Source organism: Litoribrevibacter albus (assembly GCF_030159995.1).
GTDB lineage: Bacteria > Pseudomonadota > Gammaproteobacteria > Pseudomonadales > Litoribrevibacteraceae > Litoribrevibacter > Litoribrevibacter albus.
The window spans coordinates 89,648-108,170 of the sequence record NZ_BSNM01000015.1 but is presented as its reverse complement, the minus strand read 5'-3'; the positions used below and the strand labels follow the sequence as shown (position 1 = coordinate 108,170).

The window sequence follows — 18,523 nt, the reverse complement described above, 5'->3', positions numbered from 1 at the left end:
TACAGACTAAGCTAAGCCATCTTCATCAGAGACATTCCCTAACGACCTCTGCCTAAATAACACTAGCCTGTTTATTCAGAAAACCTAATTCTCAAACTGTCGAGCAACAAAAAAGGCGTATTACCCGGAAGTTATCCAGATAATGCGCCTTTTGATAAGTATTGAAGTTAACGGCAGTTCGGAACACTTACTCTAAACGCTGCTGTTCGGTAACTCGTTGCTTCTGCTTCATTTTTTGGTTTACAGCATTGATCTTTTTCTTCAATCGTTTTTGAGAAAACCATACCGTCAGCAACACCAATGGTGCGGAAACACCAATGATCAGTTTGTGATCCAGGTCGATACGAATGAGATGACTTGCACCAAGCATGAGATCAAACAACGCCAACAAGTAATAACTGATAGCGGCCACTGACAGCCCTTCTACGGTTTGCTGCATGTAAAGCTGAAGCTTACTGCGACGATCCATCGATTTAAGTAAGTATTGATTTTGTTGCTCAATGACCATATCGATTCGGGTTCGCAGCAACTCGCTGGCCCGATCAACCCGACGCGAGATGGTATCCATGCGATCACTGGTGGCCTGACAGGTACGGAATGCCGGCGTCATTCGACGGGAAAGAAACTCGGTCATCGTTAACAGCCCGGAAACCTCTTCTTCACGCAATTCTTTTAATCGCGCCATCACCAACTCATAGTAGGCATTGGTGGCTGAGAAACGGTAACTGTGAGCCGAGATCATCCATTCAATCTGGGCCGAAATTTTCGACAATTTCCCCAGCAAGCGCTTTTCGTCTTCTACGCCCTGAATATCAGAAATTTCTTGAGTCACTTCGGCTAGAGCCAACTCCAGATCGGTCAGATCCTTATTCATGGAGCGAGCTTTAGGTAACCCAAGTAACGCCATCGAACGATAGGTTTCGAGTTCCAATAAGCGGCGTAGTAATCGCCCGGACTGACATGAGTTCAGTGATCGGTTATAGACAAGCACACGCCCGAATCCATCACCGTGCGGACGGAACGCCGTCCAGAGGCGTGCTTGATTCTGATCGACCACACAACCAATCAAACGATGCCCTTCAAAGTAATCGTGCAATTCGTTTAATGACGGAATTTCGTTCGGCTGATCCAACATTTCCACATGAATTGCAGCCACAACCTCACCAGGTACTTCCGCCACCCAATCTGCTGGTAATGTGGATAACGCGGTTTGCTCAAACGGCGTGCCCGGCTCAATTGAGCGAATAATGGTATAAGTGCAAAATTCGGTATGCGCTTCCCATCGAACATCAAAAGAGCCAAAGTTCTGATAATAACAATTCACAGATTCGGCAGGAGTATTCACTCCATAACGAGCACAAAGCGTCAAAAGATGCTGGTACGCTTTGCGTTTGCCATCGACATCATACAAGCAGGCAAAATGAGAAACCCGTACCGGTGTTTTGATGACGGGAAACGGTCGGGTATGCAATTCATCATAGAGTTGATGGCGATCAGGATGCCAGTTTAAACCGAACCCTAATGGTTTAGGGTCAGCGCCCCCAAAAGTATCCGCCGCCGTACTCATACCAGCCGTCTCTGGATTCTTTTGAATCTCTAGGTCTTCCACCACTGTCATAGTTCTTTCCATTCAGTTTCTCGAAGTATCCCCTGATGCTTCTACGGCACCTTGATGTTCAGCCTGTCATTATTCATAAAACACATGACGCTATCTTGAACACATTCTGTCTGTGACTCATTTTGTGTCAGCGAAATACTTGCGTTCAGTGAATAACTGTACGCTGAATTTGGGGTCGGCCACTTTACCACAAATCCTGACTCAAACCACTTGATCAATATCAGCTAGCCCCAAAGCAAACGCACTATTGATGCTGAAAGTGACACTCTGAGTGGATGAATGTGGGTTTGACAGAAGGTAAGCCAACTTCTAAGTTCATCATAAGAAGTTAGCTACTTCTGCATTACTCTAAAGAGACCCAATCATGAGCCAAACTGAACAGCCTCTTGATCTAGAAACCAGTCGCATCCTCATGGATATTGCCCATGAACTGTTTGCAGAAAGAGATGTTTCTGCACTTTGTGAAAAAGTACTTACTCACGCTCAACAGTTGACCAAGGCTGATGGTGGAACCCTCTATATCACCAATCCATCCAAGCCCAAAGTGCTCGAATTCGCCATCGTTAACAACACCTCCCTAAATATCCATCAGGGAGGCGTTACTGGCGGACGCGTTCAATTTGCACCTCTCGCGCTGTATGACTCATTCAGTTGTGAACCCAACATGACCACGGTGGCAACACGTGCCGCTCACTCAAGGGAATTGATCAATATTTCAGACGTCTATGGAGAAGAAGACAACCACAGAGGCACCACACAGATCGATCAACAATCCAAGTACCATACCGAATCCGTATTAGCTCTGCCGTTAATCAACCAAGGCAATCAGCTAGTTGGCGTATTGCAGTTGATCAACGCTCAGGACAGTGAAGGCCATGTCATTCCCTTCGACAGCAAAAGTGAGCAGATACTAACCGAGCTTGGCAGGTTTGCCTCGGTGGCCCTCGATCAACAACTACAGATCAGCAGTCAACGGGAATTATTAGCTGAACTCTCCTCCTTTTCGTCGCCACAGACCTTGCTGCCCAAAATTCTCAAAGAAGCACAATCTCTGACCATGGCAGACGCCGGGACCATTTATTTAATGGAAGATGAAGAAACAGAGCCTAAGCTGCGTTTCTCGGTCATTCGAAATAAAACACTCAAGATTGACAAAAATCTCTTAGGGTCCGATGAACAAAGCAGCTTTCCCCCTATTCTTCTGAAAAATGAACAAGGTGAGGATAATTTAATCAACGTCGCCAGTTATTGTGCCAATACTAAACAAATGGTGAACATTGAAGACGCCTACGAAAGTACAGAGTTCTGTTTTGATGGTACCAAAGCATTCGATCAATCCACCGGCTATCGATCTCAATCCTTTCTCACCTTACCTTTGCTGAATCACAACAGCGACGTGATTGGCGTTTTGCAATTGATTAACGCCAAACACCCTAAAACCAAGGAAACCATTCCTTTTGCCAAGCATTTAGAACCACTGATTAAAGGGCTTGCGACCTACGCAGCCATTGCGCTAAACAACCAGATTCTATTGCAAGATCATAAGAACTTACTGGATGCCTTTGTTCAATGTATCGCTCAAGCCATTGATGCCAAGTCGCCTCACACATCCGCCCACTGCCAACGTGTGCCGCTACTCATGGAGTTAATTGCTCAAGCCGCCTGTGAAGATGACACCGTCTTCAAGGATTTCAATTTGAACGAAGACGAATGGTATGAATTACGAGTGTCCGCCTGGATGCACGACTGTGGCAAGCTGGCAACTCCGGACACCATTTTGGAGAAGTCCACCAAACTGCACATCATGCAAGATGGGATAGATCTTATTCTTGCCCGGTTAGCCACACTCGACTCGACCCAACAAGCCCCTGCGGGTAATGGTGCCAACCAATTCAATCATGATGAAATCAAAAACATTGCCGAGTTTTTAACCTGCGCCAACAAAGGCGGTGAATTCATGCGGGAAGAAGATCAGGCACGAGTTCGTGAACTCGCCAACATTCAATGGTATGACCTGGATGGCAATGCCCATCCTTTACTCTCGGCATATGAGGTAGACAGTCTCTGTATTCCAAAGGGGACGTTATCGGTAGACGAACGCAAGGTTATCAACAACCACATGCAAGTCACCATTGATATGTTGGAATCCCTACCCTTCCCTAAAAAGCTCAAGCGTGTGCCTGAGTATGCCGGAGGACACCACGAGAAAATGGATGGATCGGGCTTCCCTAAAGGGTTAACCCGAGAAGAAATGTCCATTCCCGCTAGGATGATGGCGATTGCCGATGTGTTTGAAGCACTGACAGCACGAGATAGACCCTACAAGCCACCAATGCCACTCAGCCAAGCGCTGCGTATTTTGAAGAACATGAAGGACAGTCAGCATATCGATCCCGATCTTTTCGATCTGTTTGTTAGAGCTGAAGTATGGAAAAAGTATGCCGACCAGGTGCTTTTGCCTGAACAAAAAGATATTGAACACGGAAATGAGTATCTCGAATAACCTGGAAATAGATCAGCAATTCACAAAACAAACAAAATCCGAGGTAAGTGCGATCTTTGAAGTAAGTGCGATCTTTGAAGTAAGTGCCATAAAAGATGAGAGAAGACCTACACTTTGTGCTCGAAATCTCCCCATTTATCCATAATGCACTAATAAAATTCGCCCCCTTGGAAGCCTCAACTATAGTGAAATAGTGATTCCATGATCCGACATTTATAGGCTTATGACTCAAAACACTAATGGAATGGGAAGAACGGTAGACACTCCGCTCGAACCACCCACGGACAGGCTTGATAATATCCATTCGTTAATGCCCTATTACGCCCAAGTGGATAACATCTCCTTGGTGGTTGATACTAAAGCATTTGCGGTGGTTTCGATTGCCTGTAAAGAACATAGCCTGCAAAAATGTCTGAATGCGTTTCTTGATCAATCCGTATTTGAATTGATTCCTGAGCTTAGCGACTATAAAAAAGAACTGTCTTCCATTCATTCAAACGACTACTGTCATTTGATCCTGGAAACACCAATCTGCACCTTGGTCATTAATGCCAATGCGGTGCATTGCCCCGAATTAAATACCCCTCTGGCGTTGCTGCATCTCACCGTTCCAGAACCAAAAACGGATTGCTCATTTATTTACCTGCTTTCTCGTGCCTTAGAATCGGCCCATCATGGCATCACCATCGCAGACGCGCGGTTGCCAGACTGCCCGATTATCTATTGCAACCAGGCATTTTCTCGCCTTACCGGTTATTCAATCCCTGAAATTTTGGGTAAAAACTGCCGTTTCTTACAAGGCTCTGACACCGATCAACGAGGTACGCAATTACTCAGAATTGCCATCAGTGAAGCAAAAGAATGCAAAACCGTTCTTAGGAATTACAAAAAAAACGGGGAAATGTTCTGGAATGAACTGACCATCTCCCCGGTCTTTGATGGTCATGGAAACATTACTCACTTCGTCGGTATTCAATATGACATTACCGACCAAATGTTGGTTGAAGGGGCATTGAAAGAATCCGAGAAACGTTATCGGACGCTGTTTGAAACCAATGTGGATGGCATTGCGTACTATGACCTGAGTGGTAAATGCCTCGACGCCAATGAAACCTATTGTTCAATGCTTGGCTACAGTTGGGAAGAAGTCATCGATATGAATTCGGATGACATCACCCCGCCATATTGGCAAAAATTCGATCAACGCATTCGGGAAAGCCAGCTCGATAACATCCTGCATTGTCAGGAATATGAAAAAGAGCTCATTAAGAAAAATCACACCATTTTTCCGGTGAACATTCGCCAGTGCCTTCATCTTAATCAACATGGCCGCCCTATCGCTTTTTGGCTTCTGGTCAGAGACATCAGTCGTCAAAAAGAAACCATGGAAAAACTGGAGCACAGCCGCCAACTCTTAGATGAAACAGGAAAATTAGCGAAAGTCGGCGGATGGGAAATGCTCGACGACCAAACCATATTCTTTACCCATGAAGCGGTGAAAATTCTAGGAACGGGTTCAGAGCAAACTGACCTGGAAGAATTCAGACAACTGTTCATTCATGAACAAAGCCTGCTCTTCAGAAAATCCGTCGAAATCGCCTACGAAGCTGGAGAGCCGTTAGACATTACCCTTCAGATGGTAAGAAACGACCCTAAACAATATTTAAGAATTCAAGGCCATATCAAAGTCAATGAAGAAGGCAAAAAAGCCTTGGTTGGTGCCATACAGGACATCACAGAAACCAAGGTCACCCAAGATAAACTACTGGAGCATGAGTCACATCTTAAATACCTGGCGCATCACGATGCCCTCACCGGCTTACCCAATCGCCTGCTCTACAATGACCGGGCCGCTCATGCCATTGCCCGTGCAGAACGGGAAGGTCATAAAGTGGCAGTATTGTTGTTGGATCTCGACCGGTTCAAAGTGATCAATGACAGCTTGGGCCATGACATTGGCGATCGCTTTCTAAAGAGTATTGCCAGCCGTGCAAGTATGGCAATCCGTGATTCAGATACCTTTGCCCGGCTCGGTGGCGATGAATTTGTGGTGCTTTTAGAAGGGATCGATGACACTCAGGATGTCATCAATGTTGCCCAGAAACTGCAATCGGCGATTTCGCAGCCTATCCAACTAGAAAGTCACAATCTCCACAGTTCAGCCAGTATTGGCATCGCCATGTACCCCGACGATGGTGAACGAATCGATGAATTGCTTCGCTGTGCAGATGCCGCTATGTATCGGGTTAAGGCTCAAGGGAAGAACAGTTTTCAGTTCTACACCAAAGAGATCAATAACAGAGCGGTCGAACTCTTGGTTTTGGAAAATGACATGCACAAAGCCATTAAAGACCAAGACTTTATTCTCTATTACCAACCTCAGATTTCGCTGAAAGATCTTTCCATTGTGGGTGTAGAAAGCCTTATCCGTTGGCACCACCCGAAAAAAGGCATGATTCCCCCAGCTGACTTTATTCCACTGGCGGAAGAAAGCGGCATGATCATTGAAATTGGCGAGTGGGTGTTGATGGAGTCCTGCCGCCAAGCCAAAGAGTGGCTCGACAAAGGCTATCATTTTGGAAGAATTGCAGTAAACCTGTCTGCCAAGCAATTCCACCGTTCAAATATCACACAGCAGGTCAAAGCAGCGTTGGAAAGTCACCAACTTCCACCTGAACATTTGGAGCTGGAAATCACTGAAAGTATTGCGATCGAAAATATCGACGTCACCATTGAAACCCTGAAAGAGCTGAAAAGCCTTGGAATTCATTTATCCATTGACGACTTTGGCACCGGCTATTCGTCACTGAGTTACTTAAAACGTTTCTCCATCGATAAATTAAAAATCGATAAGAGCTTTGTGGATGACATACTCATTGATGATGGGGGCGCAGCTATAGCCACATCAACCATTGCCCTCGCCCACCAAATGGGATTAAAAGTAATCGCCGAAGGTGTTGAGACATCTGATCAATGTGCATTCCTCCAATCTCATCAGTGTGATGAAGCTCAGGGCTATCACATTTCAAGACCACTCAACAGTTCAGATACTCAAACCTTCTTTGACCAATACAATAAACAGCATTAGCCCTACTGGCTAAGGCTTACTTTTGTTTCAATGTGAAAGCGCCTTTTGATTCAACCGGAGCTTTTTTAAGTTTTTGGGGAAAATCCGATACGCCTTCTTCATAATGTCGAGTTCTTCATCCAGAACAGAAATGACGTGTTCCAACGACATAGTCGCGATGGAGAAATACTCCTGACTCGAATAAGGATAAGCTCCAAAGTGCTTGGAAAACTGCTTTAAAGCATCGTTAACCGGGCTAATGGCTTTCTCAAGCTGAACCATCTGTTCTGAAGACAAAGAGTGATCCATAGAATGCAGACGATCATCGATCATCTCACTCAACATTTTGAATCGAATCAGCTCCAAATAGCTGGCATGGCCCCTGGCTAACGCAGATGCCCCCAAGGCTCTGGATTGACCAATACACTCAGACAGAACCAGCAGTTGTCGCCATAACAGTTGATCTTTCACATGACTGACGCTGTGCCCTAAATCCGAGTTATTACAAATATTCTCAGCCAGATATAAAAGGTTATTGATCATGTGGTTGTGTTGCTGAAAGCTCGCTTCGGCTTCCACATTGACGGCATTGCCTCTCAATCGAGTCCAGTGATCAAAAAAACTCTCCCAGCGATCCGCTAACTTACCTGTCAGTGACATATTTAAGCTTTCGACCAGAAATGAAATCTCACGCTGAACGTCATGCAGGCGATCTTTCAGTGCCGGTTCTCCAGAGATAATGCCCTGGCTAAGCCCTCTATGTTGCTGGATATTTCTGATCAAACTAATGACCAGTTCGTATTGTCGTAAAGATTTACGTTGGAAATGATATTTAGAGCGTGAGGTTAAAAAATACAAAAAGGCAATAAAGCTAATGCAGGTGGCACTAAGGGCCAATAGATATATGGCAATGTCATTGGCAGTAAACATAAAAACTCCTTCTTAACGAGTTACGTCTACTATCCGATATTCATGCCAATCACTAACAAATTGATTTTTATAGAATTTATCAACTTTCTAAGAATAATTTCTAATAAAAAATGCCCCAAAAGCAATCCATACGATTACTTTTGGGGCATGATGGCTGATGAAGTTAGCAAGTGTTTAACTACAAATTCATCAACGATTTGTGCCAATGGGCTTAGGCTGTTTCTACCGCCAGAGCGACGCCCATACCACCACCGATACATAACGTAGCCAAACCTTTCGCTTGTCCACGACGCTTCATCTCATGAAGAAGACTAACTAGAACACGACAGCCCGATGCACCAATCGGATGGCCCAATGCAATAGCACCACCATTTACGTTTACTCGGTCAGCGTCCCAGCCCAGCTCTTTACCTACAGACAAAGACTGAACAGCAAAGGCTTCGTTGGCTTCGATCACATCTAAGTCATTCACTGTCCAACCTGCTTTCTCCAGACAGCGTTGTGTCGCTGTCACAGGGCCAATACCCATGATTTCAGGAGCAACACCAGCATTTGCGTAACCACGGATGACAGCCAATGGCTCAAGACCTAATGCATCTGCTTTTTCTTTGCTCATCACAACCACAGCAGCGGCACCATCATTCAAAGAAGACGCGTTGGCAGCAGTCACCGTTCCGTCTTTCTTAAACGCAGGACGCATACCCGCTAATTTCTCTGCCGTCGTTCCTGCGCGTGGGCATTCGTCTTTATCCACAACGATAGGATCACCCTTACGCTGAGGAATCGTTACCGGCACAATCTCATCCACAAACTTGCCAGCCTCGATAGCGGCACATGCTTTCTGTTGAGACGCAGCGGCGAACTCATCTTGTGCTTCACGGCTAATCTCGTATTTCTCAGCCAGGTTTTCAGCGGTAATTCCCATGTGATAGTCGTTGAATGCATCCCAAAGACCGTCATTAATCATGGTATCTACCATGTTCCAGTTCCCCATACGCTGACCATTTCGCGAATTAGGCAACACATGCGGCGCTTGGCTCATGCTTTCCTGACCACCAGCAACCACAACCTCGGCATCTCCACAACGAATCGCTTGAATCGCCATGTGCACAGCTTTCAGACCTGAACCACAGACTTTATTGATCGTCAAAGCAGGCGTCGTGTTTGGTAGGCCCGCATTGATAGTTGATTGACGAGCCGGATTCTGACCACAACCAGCCGTTAATACCTGTCCCATGATGACTTCATCCACTTGATCACCGGATACACCCGCTTTTTCAAGAGCAGCAGAGATCACTGTTTCGCCCAATTTAACCGCAGACAAACTCGACAAGCCACCGCCAAAAGCACCAATTGCCGTACGTACTGCGGATACAATCACCACATCTTTCATTTCTGATCTCCTATTTTGAGTCACCGGATCAACATCAAAACCAAACCTGATCCATAAAAAATGCCCACATTCTAAGGGAATGCAGGCATTAATAAAGAGTCTTTTTTGACAAGATGGAGGAATATTGTTCATTCCTCCAAGGAAGGGTTACGTCCTCAAACGACCCGCCAACTTGATCTGTTCTTGTTTCACTTCATCCAGGCAACCTAATGAGTCCTCACCATGGGATGCGAATTCACTGGTTTTCACAGAAAGATCAGCAATCTCACGAACGTTATTTGAAATCTCATCGATGACTTGAGTCTGCTCTTCTGACGCCGCCGCGATCTGGATGTTCATATCATGAATACGAGTCACTTGCTCATTGATTTTCTCAAGCGCCGACCCTGCCTCATTCACCTGACTAACAGACGCTGCTGTACGATCAGAACCACTGGTCATGGCCGATACGGCTGCCTGAGCCCCTTTTTGAATATTATCGATGATGTCTTGAATTTCCGTGGTGGAGTCCTGGGTTTTCTGCGCTAGCGTTCTTACCTCATCAGCCACCACCGCAAATCCACGACCTTGTTCACCGGCACGGGCAGCCTCAATCGCAGCATTCAGCGCCAGCAAGTTAGTCTGCTCTGCAATGCCTTGAATAACATTAAGTACCGTCCCGATGTTTTGAGATTCCTGTTCCAACTTCTGTACAACGTCGGCCGCATTGCCAATTTCTTCCGCCAATTGGTTAATACCAGCAACGGTATTCTGCATGGTTTGTGTTCCCATGTCGGAAATGGCTTTAGTCTCATCTACGGCTTCCGCAGCTGCCGTTGCATTTGATGAGATTTCCTGCGCGGCTGAAGCCATTTCGTTGACAGCGGCGGCCACCGTTTCAGAACAACTGCTCTGTTCTGCAGCGGCTTGCGAGACTTGTCTGGAAGACTCTTTCACTTCAGAAAATGCCTGATCGACACTGGCCACACTGTGCTTCATCGATGCGGCCACATCCATTAAATAGTTTTGAAGTGTTCTTGCAGAGCGAGCTAAACGACCAATTTCATCTTTGCTTTGGATCGAACAAGTAACCGTCAAGTCACCTTCTGATAGCGATGTGAAATAGCGTTCGAGTTCTCTGGTTGGATTAATTAAGCCTCGATTAAAGCCTAAGATGAGTAAGCCTAAAATAACCACCGAAGCAATCAGTAAGATAACCACGGAAGTTAGAAACGCCGAATGGGCAGACTCATCCATATGTGTGCTTTCCTCAAGCACTATTTTTGAAATTAAATCCTGAGCCTTAACCAACAATTCAGCAGGTGCTCGATCAATGCCTTTTACGGCTTTATCACCTGCTGAATGGTTGTAACCCGCCTGTTCAAAGGCTCTGAATCCAGCTTCATACTTAGGCATCGCAACTTCATAAGCCTGAATGAATTCATTCACCAGCTTTAACGCGTCTTTGTTCTTAAGAATTTTTTTCAGGTAGGTGGATAACGCTCTGATCTCATCTTTCTTCTCTTGGAAACGCCCCCAGTACTTCGCTCTTTGTTTATCATCGCTGCCACGAATAAGCACATTTTTCCATTCCTGAACCTGCACTTTGAATGCGTAGTTCATCGCACCAATCGTACGTTCTGAATCCACAGAAACGCTCACAAGATTGCGATACCCATCCACAGAAGAATTAATATTAGACATACCCCAAAGGGCAACACAAAGTGAAACGACTGTGCCTAGAAACGTCACAGCGATAAGACGTGCAGATAAACTGCGGGTCAGAATGGACATTTGGAAATCCTCAAACATCAAGCTTCAGTAATAACTTTAGTTCAGAGCGTGATGTTTGCTAATTCCGTGCAGCTGTGTGTCCCCCTAGATCACCAATTATTGATGGTTATTATTGGCACACACAGTTTCGTCCTGATTCTTTCGCCCTGTACAGGGCCTTATCGGCATTCTTGAGCACAACATTAGGGTCTTTGTCGTCCGAGGTTCGTTCTGCCACACCTATACTGATGGTCACCGAGACCTGTTCCGTGCCATCGGAGGTTTTGCCTTTACGCTGCTTTTTGCCTTCTTTATGGTCTTCAGGTCGATCCGACTGGCGAATCGTCAATTGATAATTCTGAATGGCCGTTCTCACCGCCTCAAGATGCGCCAGGGTTTGATCCACAGACTTGCCAGAAAAGACAATAGAAAACTCCTCGCCACCGTATCGAAACGGCTTACCACCACCGGTCACTTCATTAATTCGTGCAGCCACCATTCGCAATACCTGATCTCCAATATCATGCCCATAGGTATCATTGAATTTCTTGAAGTGATCCACATCCATCATCGCAATGGTGTACTTTCGTCCTAACCCTTGCATGGTTTCATTCAAGGCGCGACGCCCAGGTAAACCGGTTAATTCATCCAGATATACCAACTGCCAGGACTGTTGCATTAAATAGATCAACAACGACAAAACGGCCGCTAACACCATCAAGGTGGATTCATAAGGCAAGTGGAATCGAAGATTTAAAATGAAGCCAGCCACTACCAAAATTGGTAACACCTTGGGTAACTTCATCCAATGCGCCAATCCTAGTGCGGCACTCAAAGCCAAAATGTAACTCCCCCAAATGGCCATCGAAGACACTGACCAAGGGACTGGCCACAATTGTAAGAGCTGCTCTTTCACACCTCCTTCAATGAGCATTCCATAATACCAATCGGAATAGGAAGAAATGTCTAACCAAGGCCAGGCCAACAACGCAAGATATAAGGCTACAGTGACCGCCTGACTGACATGCATGACTGGCTTAGAAGGCATCAGCGATACGATTAACAAACTGATTGGGAACCATAAGGCTAACCACACGTATTGCGCTTGAACATCCAGCTCAGTGGACGGTGCCTGCAGGTAAGTCTGTACCAGATAATACTGTATACCGAGGAGAATCGTAGTGTGTGCGTAAAAAGGACGATTAAAGTGAACCGACATGCCCAAGGTAATTAGTAAGAGTCCGTAACCTGACCACTTTAGAAACTCAAACCAATCGGTAAGTAATGCTGTCTGGGTTTCCACTAAATATTGAGCCAGACATAATAAGAGAAGCCCTGGTAGATATGGTTTTAGCTGACGGGTCACAGATAATCCTATTTAACGTTCTTTTACTTCCCTGACACCCTAAGGTACACGGGTTAACAACTCTCAGAATAGCAAACGAAACCGTTTAACTATCAATGAAACGAATCGGGCCACTAGGAAGCCATTCCGCATTCCATTAGAATGCCCTCCCTAATAGAATGCCTTTCGCTTGTTTTAGTGGTCAATGAAAATTATGCAACCAAATTTATCTCAACCGTATCCAATTCAAGCCATCGATCCCAGTGCCGGTATTTTCCGTCGCTTAATTGCTATGGTGTATGACCTGTTAGTTGTCTTGGGTTTGATGTTTTTTGTAGGCGCAATCGCCACAGCATTTAATCGAATGGAAGCGGTTCAAGGCCCGGTATTTCAGAGCTTAATATTTCTGGTGATCTATGGCTTCTTTGCCAAGTTCTGGACCAACGGAGGTCAAACGGCAGGGATGAAAGCATGGCGTTTAAGAGCGGAAACCCCGGATGGACGTCCGATCACCCTTCAACAATCCTTGGTGCGATTTTTAGCGGCATTTGTGTCTGCTGGTTGCTTTGGACTTGGTTATCTTTGGTTGTTCTTCGATAAAGACAAAGTTACCTGGCATGAGAAAATCTCAGGTACGCGAACTGTGATCATTCCTAAACCGGAAAAGTAATTTCTCAACTTAACGAGCTGGTATTAACCAGCTCGACGTATCATCACAAACCCAATCACAGCACACAACGCAATGGGCATCAGAGCCGCTAACCAAGGCTCAATACCGAACACCGAAGCCGCTGGACCCATGAAGTCTTGTAAGTACTTGAAGGTTAGGCCGGTGATAATCCCGTAGAACAAACGGGTTCCCATAGCCACAGAGCGCAATGGCCCAAAGACAAACGAAATACCAATCAACACCAAGGCACCAATGGCCAACGGCTGATAAAGTTTTCGCCAAAAAGATAACTTGAAGGCACCGGCATCCAACCCTTGCACTTCAAGATAATTCGACAACGAATACAAGTCCGTCATCGCCAGATAATCCGGCTTCAACACAATCACTGAGAGTAAGGCGGGTTGCAGAGACACATTCCAGGATTGTTCCGGTAGTTGAATCACCTGCGTTTTGTTATCGATAAACTCGGTGCGGGTGGTTTCGTATAGATGCCACTGTTGATCCTGATACTCTGCCATCTTGGAATATTCCATAGACGTTAAGCGTTTCTGATCATCGAACTGATAACGAGTCACACCATGCAATCTGCCAGAAGGCTCGACAACCGCAAAGTGAACAAACTCATTACTTTCTTTATGCCAGAAGCCCTTCCCCTTGTGGATAAGTTGGCTATCGCCATTCGCCATTTTCACCGCTTTGCTGGTTTGTGCATACGACTCAGATGCAGGCACAACCAATTGCCCAAGTAAAAAACCTACCAGCATCAAGAGAAACGCCGCTTTCATTACGGCATAAACAATACGGTAGGTAGACATCCCTGCCGCACGAAGAATTACCAACTCACTGTTATTTGCCAATCGGCCAATACCAATTAACGCACCGATCATTGCCAACAACGGCAGATACTCGTAAAGACGACGAGGCACCGTCATCAACATAAACAGAAAAGCATCAAATATTTGATATTGGTTTCGAGTGTCATCCAATTCCGTTAAGAAAGAGAACAACAAATCCAGCCCTAAAATAATCAGGGCCAGCGCAGCAAATGATGTAAACACCACCTTTGCAATGTAGCGTTCAACGGTGTTCATTCCCGGGATAGTCATCAGGCTGCTCCTCCCTTGGATGTCCCCGAAGAGGCACCTTTGTTTTGAACAGTCATCTGAGCTGCCATAATTGCCTTATCTTTCCAGATTTGACGATTTAAAAAGACCGCTAAGGCAATAAAGACCAGATGAACAGACCACATCACCACGGGATGTAATTTGTCCTTTTCAATATTATCCCGAGCCCAAATCATTAACCCGGCATACCCAAGGATAATAATGATCGCCGGTACAAAGCGCTTAACTTGACCATCTCTTGGGTTAATTTCACTCAGCGGCACAGCCAGTAAGGCCAGAATGGGTAACATAAATGGCAGTGCCAAACGCCAGTGAAGGTAAGCTCTCGCATCAGGATTATCTTGTTGCCACAATTCGGACACATCCATGCCTTCAACGTCTTTACGTTTAACCACAACCGACCTTGGTAAACGAACATGCAGCTCTTCGAAATCGACTACGTCCGCTTCAAGTTGCCCAGGTATTAACATCACCCGCTGACCGTGTTCGAGAATCAACAAGCGTTCACCATTTGCAGACGTTTGCTGATAACCACTTTCAGCGACAATCACGTCACGCATATCTTCTTGTCCCGGAACACTTCGGCTGGCAAAAATATCGTACATTCTTGATTTGTCGTCCGTCATGTCTCCGGCATAAACCACCACACCGGCCTTCTTAATCACACTGAACGATCGCTCGGAAATGAAATCCAATACGTGCATGGACTTCTGCTGGTCCTTAATGTTCTGAACTTCACGTTCACCCCAGGCTGTCAGCCCCAAGGTCATACTGGCGACCATAGTAAAGGCAATCACTGAGACACCCAGCGTGTATCTCAACAGGTGCTGGCGACTCATCCCACAAGACGACAGAACAGCCATCTCGGAATCCAGATACATTCGTCCGTATGCAAGTAACAAGCTCAGAAAAAACGCCAGCGGTACAATAAGTTCCAGAAAGCCGGGAATTCGATACCCAATGAACAGCAGTAGAAATTCAGGCGCGAGAGTTCCTTCAGCAATGTATCGGAAATATTTCACCAACCGCGCACTGACGATGATCATCAAGAGGATACTGATGATCGCTAGCATGTTGACGATAACCTGGCGTGCCAGATATTTGAAAATAATCAAAACGGACCCTTAACCCCTCAATATTGACACTGGAAGTCCTGACATTAGAGGGATACACTAATTCAATTATTTAATTGAGAATCAATTGTCTAAATAAAAACCACACACCAAGAGTAGAGAACGTATAACAACTTCGACAGTTCTTACTCAACCAGCCGCCCGATCTTATTTAAAGAAGGAACGCGTGCTAACTCGGTGTCGGTACTCAGGTTTTCAACCCTGATGCCACGAAACGGGCAATTATCCATCATTATTTTCATAAAGTCTTGCGGAGCATCTAATGAATTTTGTACTGGACAGCGGAGATATTCTATCCAGCTCATCAAACTGCCTAGTGATTGGTATTCAACAGGAAGGCGAACTAACGGGTTCAGCTAAACAAGCGGATGAACAAACAGAAGGCTTAATCAGCCAGGTCATCGCCTCAGAAGACTTCAAAGGTAAGAAAGGTGAAAAGTATACGTTGTTCAGCCCAACGGGCTTTTCCGGAAAACGTCTGATTCTAATTGGCCTTGGTAAAGACGAACTGACCGAAGCCGGCTTCATTGCTGCGGCCAATGCGGCCGCAGAAGCCATTAAATCAACATCTACAGATTCCGCTGCGCTATTTATTGCGGAAGCCGATGTTAAGAACCGGGACAACAACTGGAAAGTTGAACAAACAGTGTTGGCAATTGAGTCCTCAAATTATGTATTTGATGAACTGAAAAGCGAAAAAGCGCCTGCAACCAAGTTGGAATCTATCCGCCTTCACGTTGACGGAGCTAATGAAACGTCAATTACTCAAGCAAAAGCAACGGCAAAAGGTATGGCCCTGACCAAGACCTTGGGTAACCTGCCTGGTAACGTTTGTACACCGACCTACCTTGCAGACAAAGCGCTTGAGTTAGCAAACACATCAGACAAACTTTCTGTCACCATCCTTGATGAAAAAGAGATGTCTGAGTTGGGAATGGGGTCTTTGCTTTCTGTGAGCCGAGGCAGTGAAGAGCCAGCAAAATTGATCGTCATGGAATATAAAAACGCCGGCGATGATCAACCAAACGTATTGGTTGGCAAAGGGATTACCTTCGACACCGGTGGCATCAGCTTGAAGCCTGGCGCAGGTATGGACGAAATGAAATGGGACATGTGCGGCGCTGGTTCTGTGTTTGGAGCTATGCAGGCCATTATTGATATCGAACCCAAAGCCAACATCATCGGTGTGGTTGCAGCCGCTGAGAATATGCCTAGTGGTAAAGCAACGAAGCCGGGCGACATTGTTACAACCATGTCAGGTACAACCGTTGAAATTCTCAACACCGATGCAGAAGGTCGCCTGGTTCTGTGCGATGCCCTAACCTACGTTGAGAAATTCAATCCTAAAACCGTTATCGACATTGCTACCTTAACGGGTGCGTGTGTTGTGGCACTGGGTAACCACCCATCTGCCGTTTACTCAAACGACGAAGCGTTAGGTGAAGCCATTGTGAGTTCCGGCTTATCCGCCTGGGATCGCGTTTGGCCGATGCCGCTATGGGACGAGTATCAGGAAGAACTGGACTCCAACTTTGCAGATATAGCAAATATTGGCAGCCGTTGGGGCGGTAGTATCACTGCGGCGTGTTTCTTGTCACGCTTCACCAAGAAGTACAAGTGGGCACATTTGGATATCGCGGGTACTGCCTGGAACAGCGCAGGTAAGCAAAAAGGCAGCACCGGCCGCCCGGTACCACTTCTCGTAAATTATCTGTTAAACAACGTATAATCGCTCAATCTAAACTTTTAGCAGTCGTCCTAACCTCCCGGAGGTTAGGACGTATGAGTACATCATGACCCGCATCGACTTCTACATCATTCCTCAAGATCAACTGGATCACATATTTAGCTTTACATGCCGATTGGCTGAGAAAGCCTTTCAACACGATCATAAAGTAACGATCAAAGTGAATTCGGAAGACGAAGCACAAATGCTCGATGATTTACTATGGCGCTTTAAACCTGAAAGTTTCTTACCACATGTGAAACAAACAGATACCGAAGAGGCCCCTATCCGAATCGTCTGGGACGATCTTGGAACGGATTATGAAGTCTTGATTAACCTCTCGGACGAAGTACCATTAGAATTTACTCGCTTTCAACGAGTCACACAGATTGCTTCCCAACATCCAGAACAACGGGCTAAAAGTCGGGAGCATTATAAGTTTTATAAAGAACGCGGTTACCCGCTACACAACCACGATCTCAGAAAGCGTTAACCAAAACGCACAGGACGACAGCTGCAGACTTTACGACAAGGCCGCATCATGAATGCTCCGAAAAAAGACAAAAAAGACTTACTTGGCGATCTGGAAAACATTAAAGATTTATTGGATTCCTCTTCTCCTGGCGATGACTCATTCGATGAAACAGCACTGTCTGATTCTCAGTCACTTGAGCATACTGCCGACATTCCTTTACTGTCAGATGTTGTTCCCCTGGAATCCCAAACCGTTCCTGAACACACCACAAACACACCCGAAAAGACAGGCTCATCCTCCGATCCACATCAACCAGATGTGAATGAAGAAATTCCTAGACCTGCTGATGCGTCCAAAGCCAATCCATTCATTCCGTATGAAGCAATCAACAAGCTAAAGCAAGAGCGTAAATCCATGCGTAATTTTGCAGCGGAAGTAATGGAAGCAGCACAATTAGGCATGGCCAAAAAAGATCTGGATCAATTCGATCTTTTCAAATATTCACAAGCATCAAAAACATCCCAATCAAATGAGATACCGAATCATCACGCCGATATAAAATCCGACCAGTTTGATGAAAATACACCTGGTATCCCGACCTCAAAAACGCCCACCCTGTCTTCAATCACACCTCCAACAGAAGAACAGTTAAACGTCATCATTGATGAAGTCATTGAGTCTCATCGATCGTTACTTGAAGAAGCGCTCAGAGATGCCTTACATTCATTTTACGAACAGTCACTGAACAAAAACGCTCCGAATCAATAACAGGTCATCCAAAAGCCTA

General features: G+C 45.7%; 13 protein-coding genes. 6 read left to right on the top strand and 7 right to left on the bottom strand.

Translation table 11 applies throughout. From position 1 onward, the window contains the following. Positions 1-187: 187 nt before the first annotated feature. Complete coding sequence (locus QQL66_RS13045; RefSeq protein WP_284381959.1) at positions 188-1,618, bottom strand: DUF3422 family protein; 1,431 nt, start codon at positions 1,616-1,618, stop codon at positions 188-190. Positions 1,619-1,982: 364 nt separating this feature from the next. On the opposite strand from QQL66_RS13045, the gene QQL66_RS13040 reads away from it, so the two are divergent. Both QQL66_RS13040 and QQL66_RS13035 read left to right on the top strand, forming a co-directional pair. Beyond that, complete coding sequence (locus QQL66_RS13040; RefSeq protein ID WP_284381958.1) at positions 1,983-4,121, top strand: GAF and HD-GYP domain-containing protein; 2,139 nt, start codon at positions 1,983-1,985, stop codon at positions 4,119-4,121. A 223-nt stretch (positions 4,122-4,344) separates the two neighbouring features. Further along, the gene (locus tag QQL66_RS13035; RefSeq protein ID WP_284381956.1) at positions 4,345-7,209 is read left to right on the top strand and encodes a sensor domain-containing protein; all 2,865 of its coding nucleotides are present in this window, start codon (positions 4,345-4,347) and stop codon (positions 7,207-7,209) included. A 27-nt stretch (positions 7,210-7,236) separates the two neighbouring features. Here the strand turns inward: QQL66_RS13035 and QQL66_RS13030 are convergent, their stop codons facing one another. The 4 genes from QQL66_RS13030 to QQL66_RS13015 form a co-directional block, all read right to left on the bottom strand. Further along, positions 7,237-8,118 carry a nitrate- and nitrite sensing domain-containing protein gene (locus QQL66_RS13030; protein WP_284381955.1) on the bottom strand — a complete coding sequence of 294 codons (882 nt, stop codon included), beginning with the start codon at positions 8,116-8,118 and terminating at the stop codon, positions 7,237-7,239. 211 nt (positions 8,119-8,329) lie between these two features. Next, positions 8,330-9,511: an acetyl-CoA C-acetyltransferase gene (locus tag QQL66_RS13025; protein ID WP_284381954.1), complete on the bottom strand. Its 1,182-nt coding sequence runs from the start codon at positions 9,509-9,511 to the stop codon at positions 8,330-8,332. Between the two features lie 147 nt (positions 9,512-9,658). Next, on the bottom strand, positions 9,659-11,284 hold the full coding sequence (locus QQL66_RS13020; protein ID WP_284381953.1) for a methyl-accepting chemotaxis protein: 1,626 nt from the start codon (positions 11,282-11,284) through the stop codon (positions 9,659-9,661). A 109-nt stretch (positions 11,285-11,393) separates the two neighbouring features. After that, positions 11,394-12,629, bottom strand: coding sequence for a GGDEF domain-containing protein (locus tag QQL66_RS13015; protein WP_284381952.1), 1,236 nt, complete (start codon positions 12,627-12,629; stop codon positions 11,394-11,396). Between the two features lie 193 nt (positions 12,630-12,822). On the opposite strand from QQL66_RS13015, the gene QQL66_RS13010 reads away from it, so the two are divergent. Beyond that, on the top strand, positions 12,823-13,278 hold the full coding sequence (locus QQL66_RS13010; protein ID WP_284381950.1) for an RDD family protein: 456 nt from the start codon (positions 12,823-12,825) through the stop codon (positions 13,276-13,278). 23 nt (positions 13,279-13,301) lie between these two features. Here QQL66_RS13010 and lptG read toward each other — a convergent pair whose 3' ends face one another. Both lptG and lptF read right to left on the bottom strand, forming a co-directional pair. Further along, entirely contained in the window at positions 13,302-14,384 is a 1,083-nt protein-coding gene (lptG, locus tag QQL66_RS13005) for an LPS export ABC transporter permease LptG (RefSeq protein ID WP_284381947.1), read from the bottom strand. After that, positions 14,384-15,517: an LPS export ABC transporter permease LptF gene (gene lptF, locus QQL66_RS13000; protein ID WP_284381946.1), complete on the bottom strand. Its 1,134-nt coding sequence runs from the start codon at positions 15,515-15,517 to the stop codon at positions 14,384-14,386. The genes lptG and lptF overlap by 1 nt, the downstream gene beginning before the upstream one ends. A gap of 280 nt (positions 15,518-15,797) precedes the next feature. Between lptF and QQL66_RS12995 the strand changes: the two genes are divergently transcribed. The 3 genes from QQL66_RS12995 (at position 15,798) to QQL66_RS12985 (ending at position 18,504) form a co-directional block, all read left to right on the top strand. Continuing rightward, on the top strand, positions 15,798-17,264 hold the full coding sequence (locus QQL66_RS12995; protein ID WP_284381945.1) for a leucyl aminopeptidase: 1,467 nt from the start codon (positions 15,798-15,800) through the stop codon (positions 17,262-17,264). Between the two features lie 64 nt (positions 17,265-17,328). Continuing rightward, positions 17,329-17,754, top strand: coding sequence for a DNA polymerase III subunit chi (locus QQL66_RS12990; protein ID WP_284381944.1), 426 nt, complete (start codon positions 17,329-17,331; stop codon positions 17,752-17,754). Between the two features lie 48 nt (positions 17,755-17,802). Next, a complete protein-coding gene (locus tag QQL66_RS12985; RefSeq protein ID WP_284381943.1) occupies positions 17,803-18,504 on the top strand; it encodes a hypothetical protein in 702 nt (233 codons plus the stop codon). Positions 18,505-18,523: the final 19 nt, after the last annotated feature.